At 52.8% G+C, this 7,998-nt stretch carries 8 protein-coding genes and 4 pseudogenes; 11 read left to right on the plus strand and 1 reads right to left on the minus strand.

Annotated elements, in window-relative coordinates:
* The first annotated feature begins 26 nt into the window (after window positions 1-26).
* The 5 genes from D1646_RS17580 (at window position 27) to D1646_RS17600 (ending at window position 2,278) form a co-directional block, all read left to right on the plus strand.
* Window positions 27-254 carry a hypothetical protein gene (locus D1646_RS17580; protein ID WP_160637716.1) on the plus strand — a complete coding sequence of 76 codons (228 nt, stop codon included), beginning with the start codon at window positions 27-29 and terminating at the stop codon, window positions 252-254.
* Window positions 255-258: 4 nt separating this feature from the next.
* Complete coding sequence (locus tag D1646_RS17585) at window positions 259-504, plus strand: hypothetical protein (RefSeq protein WP_160637717.1); 246 nt, start codon at window positions 259-261, stop codon at window positions 502-504.
* Entirely contained in the window at window positions 494-700 is a 207-nt protein-coding gene (locus D1646_RS17590; protein ID WP_160637718.1) for a cysteine-rich KTR domain-containing protein, read from the plus strand. Before D1646_RS17585 ends, D1646_RS17590 begins: the two co-directional genes overlap by 11 nt.
* Window positions 701-1,018: 318 nt before the next feature.
* Entirely contained in the window at window positions 1,019-1,417 is a 399-nt protein-coding gene (locus tag D1646_RS17595; RefSeq protein WP_160637719.1) for a sigma factor-like helix-turn-helix DNA-binding protein, read from the plus strand.
* 492 nt (window positions 1,418-1,909) lie between these two features.
* On the plus strand, window positions 1,910-2,278 hold the full coding sequence (locus tag D1646_RS17600; RefSeq protein WP_160637720.1) for a cysteine-rich VLP domain-containing protein: 369 nt from the start codon (window positions 1,910-1,912) through the stop codon (window positions 2,276-2,278).
* 114 nt (window positions 2,279-2,392) lie between these two features.
* On the opposite strand, the gene D1646_RS17605 is transcribed toward D1646_RS17600, so the two are convergent.
* Window positions 2,393-3,547, minus strand: a complete 1,155-nt coding sequence (locus D1646_RS17605; RefSeq protein WP_160637721.1) for a DUF4368 domain-containing protein — start codon at window positions 3,545-3,547, stop codon at window positions 2,393-2,395.
* A 287-nt stretch (window positions 3,548-3,834) separates the two neighbouring features.
* Between D1646_RS17605 and D1646_RS17610 the strand changes: the two are divergent.
* The 6 genes and pseudogenes from D1646_RS17610 to D1646_RS17635 all read left to right on the plus strand — a co-directional run.
* Window positions 3,835-4,657: pseudogene (locus D1646_RS17610) on the plus strand (ParA family protein).
* Window positions 4,614-5,075 (plus strand): annotated as a pseudogene (locus D1646_RS17615) (ParB/RepB/Spo0J family partition protein); the annotation flags it as partial. The pseudogenes D1646_RS17610 and D1646_RS17615, both read left to right, overlap by 44 nt.
* Before the next feature lie 71 nt (window positions 5,076-5,146).
* A pseudogene (locus D1646_RS17620) lies at window positions 5,147-5,299 on the plus strand (recombinase); the annotation flags it as partial.
* Window positions 5,300-5,409: 110 nt separating this feature from the next.
* Complete coding sequence (locus D1646_RS17625) at window positions 5,410-6,234, plus strand: ParA family protein (protein ID WP_160637723.1); 825 nt, start codon at window positions 5,410-5,412, stop codon at window positions 6,232-6,234.
* Window positions 6,227-7,216: a ParB/RepB/Spo0J family partition protein gene (locus D1646_RS17630; RefSeq protein ID WP_160637724.1), complete on the plus strand. Its 990-nt coding sequence runs from the start codon at window positions 6,227-6,229 to the stop codon at window positions 7,214-7,216. The genes D1646_RS17625 and D1646_RS17630 overlap by 8 nt, the downstream gene beginning before the upstream one ends.
* A gap of 37 nt (window positions 7,217-7,253) precedes the next feature.
* Window positions 7,254-7,925, plus strand: a pseudogene (locus D1646_RS17635) (Bro-N domain-containing protein); the annotation flags it as partial.
* Window positions 7,926-7,998: the final 73 nt, after the last annotated feature.

A 7,998-nucleotide genomic window follows, 5' to 3' on the forward strand; every position in this document is an offset into this window, starting at 1 on the left:
TAACTGACAGAAAAGGAGGCAGCTACATGAACTTTCCCATTCCCAGCTTTATCCCCGTTCCTGGTGCAGAAACGATGCAGCTTATCTCAATCGTTTCGCTGATTGTCGGCATCTGCATTACGGTCGTGGGGGTGCTTTTCCTGCTCTTGAATAAGAGAAAAGGGAAAAAGAAGAACACGCTTGCATGGATCATAATTTGTGTCGGTGTGCTGCTCATAGCCAATCACGGCATACAACTGATTTTTAGGAGGTAAGACAATGGTAAAAGAAGTCAATCGTGCCTGCGAAAAGCTGAATGAAAAGCTGGGGGTTTCTGTATCGCTCCCCAACCCCAAAAAGAAAACGCTGAAAGCGGCCTCAGTGTGCAATTTCGTTGTCGGCGCTGGCCTGGTGGCGGCGGGTGTTGTGTTCTCGTCCAGATGGTGCGCTGTGCTGGGCGGTATCGGCCTTGTCAGCAGCGTTGTACTGCACCAGGAAAAGGGCGGCAAAAGCGATGAAAAGTGATGTTCCTGCGGAAAGTTTTGAATGGCTGCTATGTCCTGTGTGCGGCAGTAAGACCCGCATCAAAATGCGCTCCGATACCCAGTTAATAAACTTCCCCTTGTTCTGTCCCAAATGCCGGAAAGAAACGCTCATTCATGTAGAAAAATTCCATGTTTCAGTTATCACAGAGCCAGACGCGCAGACGCAGAGCCGATAACACGCAGATTAGAAATGCGGTTATCGGCTCTTTTGCTTTGAAAGGACACGGCAACCGTTAGGAGGTATTGCCGTGTCCTCTTTATTGTGTAAACCACGGTCAAAAAAAGCCTGACCCCAGCAACGGCGAACTCCACCCAGGTTTGCGAAAATAGTCGTTTTTTGTCTGCCCATATCGCCAACCCCAGCGCCCGAACAGCCTTGTGCTGTTCGGGCATTTTTGCTTTTTCGGAGGGCTGTCCCATCCGGCCCCGATGTCGCGGTCCGCCCTTCCTGTTCAGATTTCGCTTACCCCAAATCTGAACAGGAGGATAACACGATGGAGATTACCATCAAAAGATACAGCCGCAAACTGACCTATGAGGACGCCGCCACCCTTGACGAGTTTTGGGAGCTGGCCAAGCGCACCGAGCGGAGCCTTGACCGGGAACAGCGACGGCACTGGGACGGGCGCGAGTGCGACGAATACATAATCGCAGCCCAAGGCATTCTGCCCTACTGCGCCACCCCGGAGGAACTGGTCTGCCAGCGGGAGACGCTGGATGAAATTCTGGCGGTGTTGGCCCTCTGTACCAAGACCCAGCGGGAGAGGTTTCTGCTCTATGCGCTGTATGATTACAGCTATGCGGAGATTGGACGGCGGTGCGGCTGCTCCAAGGCCGCAGTCCATGAAAGCATCGAGGGTGTTCGGAAAAAGTTTTTCAAGTTTTTCCGCTGACCGCCCTGACGATCACCCCGGCATGATGGCTACCAGGTGAGGGGCAATCGCCCCATCACCGGGAGGGACAGGCTGCTCCGGCGGCTTGTCCCTCCTATGTCAAGGAGGCCAGAATGTCAGCGATAATTCAGCTTCAGCAAGAGTGCGTCCGTTTCTTACGGCGCACTTATACACCGTTCCGGTGTCGTGCGCGCGTCGTCGCAAAGTCCGCTCATCTCCGTTTTTGCCTTGCGGCGAAAACTGCGCTCGCTCCCTTGCTCCTCCTTTCCCCACAAAGTCTGAGACTTTGCGGGGACCCCAGGTTGGGGCGTTGCGTCCTTCGGACGCGATGGGGAGCTGCACTCCCCAAACCCCTTGCGCACCCGCAGGAAAGGAACACCCGCTTCGCGTCTGTTCCTTTCCTGTGGGTCAGGTATCGTCAACGCCAGATTGGCGCTCACGCTAAAAACGCAAATCTGACGTTTTTAGGATTTTGCAGAGGGAGCGTGTGAAATGAGCGCATCCGAAATCTCTCACATGACCTATCAACAGTACCGAACAGCCCAGAAACTGGTGCGGGAGTGTTGCAACTACGATTGCGGAAACTGCTTGCTCCTGGACAACGGCGAGGAATATGTCTGTCCGCAGAGCATCACCTACTCCCTAATCTGCAAATGGTTCCTCGCAACCGTCCTTCCCCTGGACGCTGGGCTGCGTGCCACGCTGTTCCCTCCACCCACCGTCAGACGGCGGCGCTGCCGGGAGTGCGGGAGGCCGTTTGCCCCACCCAGGCACAACACACTCTATTGCTCCACTTGTGCCGCAGAACGTGCCAAACGGAGCAAGCGGGCCTGGGCAAAGAAAAACCGGGCTGATGTGTAGAAAAAGTACCCTCTGAAAACGCAGTAATATCAAGGCTTTCCACGCATAAAGAACATTTTGATATTTCGGAGGGAAGTAACAGTTTGGTGCAACAGCGCCATGCTGTTACTTCTTTTACCTGCGAAATTCCGGGGAAAAATCAACCTCCCCGATAAAGTTGTAGTGTACGTCAATCCGCTGGATGCGGTGGCCGCTGGACTTGTCGGCTTCGTGGACGACGATCTTGTCCACAAATTCATGCAGGAGTTGGGGAGTCAACGATGTCGGCTCGGTGTACTTCTTTACAATTTTCAGAAAACTTCTGACATTGACAGCCTGCGCTTCGGATGCCTCTACAATGACGCTCAGACTTTCAACGGACTGTTTCAATTCTGCCTGCTCCGCTTCATAGGCTGCGGACAGTTTGGCAAATCGTTCGTCTGTCAGCTTACCTGTCACATTGTCCTCATAAAGTCTCTGTATAATTGCGTCCAATTCCGTAATACGCCGCCTTTGCTTCTCCAGCTTTCTTTTGGATTGCTCCTGTTCCGTGCGCTGGACAGCCAATTTGTTTTCTATCACGCGCCGGACAAACTCATCTTCGTCCTCCCGCGCATAGGCCACAACCCGCTGTAAGTTTTGCAATACAAGTTCTTCTAAAACTACTACGCGGATATAGTGTGCGGTGCATCGGTTACTAAAGCGGCGGTAAGTACCGCAAGTGTAATTCTCCCGTTCATGCGCTGTGGAAATTCCACGACTATGATATAACCGCTTTCCACAATCAGAGCAGATAACCAATCCAGAAAACAATCCGATCTCGTCCTGCTTCATGGGCCGTTTCCGTTGCTCTCTGTTTTTTTGCGCGATTTCCCAGGTATCAGGGTCAATAATTGCTGGATGTGTATTTTCAAAGAGCATACGTTTTTCGGGAGGATTACGGGCGATTTTTTTGCTCTTGAATGAGGGCTTGGAATACTTAAAATTCGTTGTCTGTCCTAAATAGGCGTCCTGCGCTAAAATGCCCGATATAGTCTCGCCACGCCATAAACAAGGATTATCGGGGTGGTATCTCCCTGCCCGGCCTGTCCTCTGGAAGATGATAGTACCAGGAGTGGGTATCTCACGTTCCTTGAGTATTCTCGCAATCTTCCCGGTGCCATTGCCCTCAACACAAAGCTGGAAAATTAACTTGACTATGGGGGCGGTTTCCTCATCAATTACGAGTTGTCCAGTCTCGTCTTTGATATACCCATACGGAACGATGCCGCCCAGCCGCTGGCCAGACATACCTTTATTGCGGAAAACCGCCCGTACCTTTTTGCTGGTATCTTTTGCATACCACTCATTGAACAGGTGCTGTTAGGGAAGGGTACGAAAAGTTTTGAAAAAGCCAGGATTTATGCGGGATTGCGGCGGATTGGCTCCTGACTGTTCCCGCCCTGGAATAGAAAATGGCAAAGGCCGACAACTGCATACTGTTTTTTGCGGGAGAATGTAGCATAGCTATGTTCTCCCTTTTTTCATCCCCATTTTGCGATGGGGCATTTTTATTTGTAGTAGGGAGTTGAGAACACATGAACGCCCAAGTGATCGCCGTAGTCAATCAAAAAGGCGGTACGGGCAAGAGTACAACTTGCGCAAACCTCGGCGTCGGTCTGGCCCAAGCCGGGAAAAAGGTGTTAGTGGTAGACGTAGACCCCTCAGGCCAGTCTTTCCATCAGCCTGGGCCATGCCCAGCCGGACGATCTGCCTGTCACCCTCTCGGACCTGATGGGCAAGGTGCTGAACGATCAGCCCATCGCCCCCGGCGAGGGCATCCTGCATCATGCGGAGGGCGTGGACCTCATGCCCGCAAACATCCAGCTCTCCGGCATGGAGGTGTCGCTGGTGAACGCCATGAGCCGCGAGACCATCCTGCGGCAGTACCTGGACACGGTTCGGAAACAGTACACCCACATCCTGCTGGACTGCCAGCCCTCCTTGGGTATGCTCACCGTCAACGCCCTGGCCGCTGCCAATCGCCTGATCGTCCCCGTCCAGGCGGAGTACCTCCCGGCGAAAGGGCTTGAACAGCTCTTGCAGACCGTGGGCAAGGTGCGGCGGCAGATCAATCCTAAGCTGCTCATTGACGGCATCCTGCTGACGATGGTGGACAGCCGGACTAACTTTGCCAGGGAGATCAGCGCCCTGCTCCGGGAGACCTACGGCGGGGACATCAAGGTATTCGATTCCGAGATACCCCACTCTGTCCGGGCCAAGGAGACCAGCGCCGAGGGCAAGAGCATCTTTGCCCATGACCCCGGCGGGAAAGTGGCCGAAGCCTATAGAAATCTGACGCGGGAGGTGTTACGGCTTGAAAAGCAGCGCGCGAAAAGTAGAGCTGGCATCAGCCTCTGACCTGTTCACCACGGAACAGGAGCGTCAGGACGCCAAGCTGGAGAAGGTGCAGAACATCCCGCTGTCTGAGCTGTACCCGTTCCCCGACCATCCGTTTTCCGTAAGGGATGATGATTCTATGAAGGAGACCGTGGAGAGCGTCAAGGAGTACGGCGTTCTTATGCCCGCCATCGCCCGCCCCCGCGAGGGCGGCGGCTATGAGTTGGTGGCCGGACATCGACGCAAACACGCCTGTGAACTGGCTGGACTGGACACCATGCCGGTCATTGTCCGGGACCTGGACAGAGACACCGCCATCATTTTTATGGTGGACAGCAATATCCAGCGCGAAAATATCCTGCCCAGCGAGAGGGCCAAAGCATATAAAATGAAACTGGAAACCATCAAGCGGCAGGTGATATATGCTCTAAGTGACTTGTTAATCAACTGATTTTTCAGTGATTGGTGAGGACAGCTTAGAGCATATTTCATTTTGAGGAGGTCTGTGCTATGGCAAAAACCAAGATTGTGTTGCTGTACGAGAGGTTGAGCCGCGATGACGAATTGAGCGGGGAGAGTTTTTCAATCCAGAACCAAAAAATCATGTTGGAGGACTTCGCCCGCCGGAATGGGTATCTCCGTTTCAAGCATTTCACTGATGATAGTGCTATATTAGGACCAAGTCAGAAAGTGCTTATAAAAGAAGCCTTTATCTGATTTGGTCCATTTTTTTGCGTTAAAAATTTGAAATAAAAAATGAGGGGATGTGCAGAATGGGAATTATTTACAGCGTCAGCAATTTTAAGGGGGGCTGTGGTAAAACATCAACAGCCTTAAATTTGGGAGCTGCATTGGCAGCTGCTGGGAAGTCTGTTGCCCTGATTGACAACGATGTTCAAAGCAATCTCACAGCGTCGCTGGGCTACACCCCTGCCGAGCAGCCTCGCACCCTTGCCAACCTTCTACTGTCTGCCATCGACTACCCCGAGGATCTGGATTTTCACTTACGGAAGACTATCATCCACACGGACACAGGCATCGACCTCATCCCTGCCAACCGCCGGCTGTCGGATGCTGCTGCCCGGCTTCAGGTCATGCAGCTCTCTCAGTACAATGCTGTTGGGGATTCTGATCGGGCCAGCGAATGTGTCATGTCTGAACTGTTAGAGCATCTGCGTCCCTGCTATGACTACATTATCATCGACTGCGGATTGAAGCATGAATTGCTGACCGTCAATGCGCTGGCAGCGTCGGATTTCTGTATCGTTCCGGTCCAGGCTCACTTTCTGGCCAGCGAGGGTATCCCGGAGGTGCTGGAGTTGGTAAGGTCAGTGCGGGAACGGTTCAACCCCAGACTTCAGGTCGCTGGCATCCTGCTGACCATGTACCAGTCCCGGCCTCAGCTGTGCCGCAGCGTCCGGGAAAGTGTGGGCGAGATCTACGGCGAGACGTTTCATGTTTTTGAGCGGCCCATAGAATACTCCATCAAGGTAGCGGAGTGTCCCGCCGCCGGGCAGAGCATTTTCGATTACGCTCCGAAGAATGCTGCCGCTGAGTCCTACCGCAGTCTGGCAGAGGAGGTGCTGAGGCTTGCCTAAAGCGAACATGAACGATATGTTGAAACGGCGCATGGCCGCTACCCAGCAGGCATCAGAGTTACAAACCAGCGATGAAGCCTACCAGCGGATTTTCCGTGAAAAGGCACCAGTTGGAGCCTCCCAGCTCTGCGACCTCCCGCTGGACAAGCTGGTATCCTTTTTCACAGCGGATATCGGCTTTCGCCCTTACCCCAGGGCCAAGCTGGAAGCCTTTTCGGAACAGATTCAGGAGGACGGCCTGTTTGTCAGAATCATCGTCCGCCCTATCAGTACAGATAAGTATGAGATCCTGAGCGGTCACAATCGAGTTGCCGCTGCAAAACTGGCTGGGTGGACTACGATTCCTGCGGAGGTAGTGGAGGCGGATGATGCTAGGGCCATCGTGATTGCCACCTCTACTAACCTGATCCAGCGGCAAGGGCTTTCCACCATAGAGCGAGGAAAGGCATACAAAGCATTGCTGGACGCAAAAAACCGCCAAGGATACCGTTCCGATATGGAGAACGGAACTTCTGGCGATTCTCGCCAGAAGTATTCGGCCCGGGCCTTGGTCGCCGAATTTTTTGGCGTCACCGAGTACGAAATTCGGAAAGCCGTTAAGCTGACCCAGCTGATACCGGAACTGTCCGATATTCTGGAGAACACCCCTAAACAACTTAATCTCGCCTGCGCCGACCTGATCGCGGACTATAATGCTGAGTCTCAGAAAGCGTTTATTGAGATATGCTCCATCGTTGGCTACCAAATCAACAAAGCCGCCATGCAGCATGTCGTCCAGAAATGTCCCCCGCCTGCTGCTGATCGTCAGGCTGTTTTCTCCGCATGGCGTGAGGCCCGGGACGCTGCGGAAAAACGTCTGACAGCCCCGCCCAGAAAAATCTCCTTTGACCGCAAGCAGTTTGCCCCCTATCTGGAGAAGTTCAGCAGCGACCGGGAGATTGAAAAACTGTTCCTTGAGTTCTTGCGGGAACGGGCCGGATGACGTATAATGGGCAAAATACAGATTGCGAGGGGTACATATGAGTGAACAGGATAAAATCCAACTATTTGAGAATCAGCCCATCCGGGCAGCTTGGGATTCAGAGCAGGAAGAATGGTATTTTTCCATTGTCGATGTAATCAAGGTACTGACAGGCAGTCCTAATCCTCAAACCTACTGGCGCGTTATGAAAAAACGCTTGAAAGATGAGGGAAATGAAACCGTTACAAATTGTAACGGTTTGAAAATGGTAGCGGCAGATGGTAAACGTCGCATGACGGACGTAGCCACCACAGAACAACTGCTTCGCCTGATCCAGTCCATTCCATCTCCCAAAGCGGAACCCTTTAAGCTCTGGCTGGCTCAGGTTGGCCGGGAGCGTATTGAGGAGACTATCGACCCGGAACAGGCCATTGACCGGGCTTTGGAAACCTATCAGCGAAAGGGATATTCCCCCGATTGGATACATCAGAGAATCCTTGCCATCCGGGTCCGCAACGAATTGACGGCTGAGTGGCAGGCCAGAGGGGTAGAACAGGGTCGGGAATATGCCATTCTCACGGATGAGATCACTCGTGCCTGGTCTGGTATGACCACAAAGCAGTATAAGCAGCTGAAAAACTTGAAAAAGCAAAACCTGCGGGATAATATGAGTACCGCAGAAATCGTCTTGAACATGCTGGCTGAGGTTGCTACAACAGAACTATCTAAGAAGCTGTATTCACAAGCGGATAAAACGGTGGTAAGATAGGATACATGGAAGAAAAAGGGCGAGAGTCGTATCC

Source organism: Pseudoflavonifractor sp. 60, from assembly GCF_009911645.1.
Classification (GTDB): Bacteria; Bacillota; Clostridia; order Oscillospirales; family Oscillospiraceae; genus Lawsonibacter.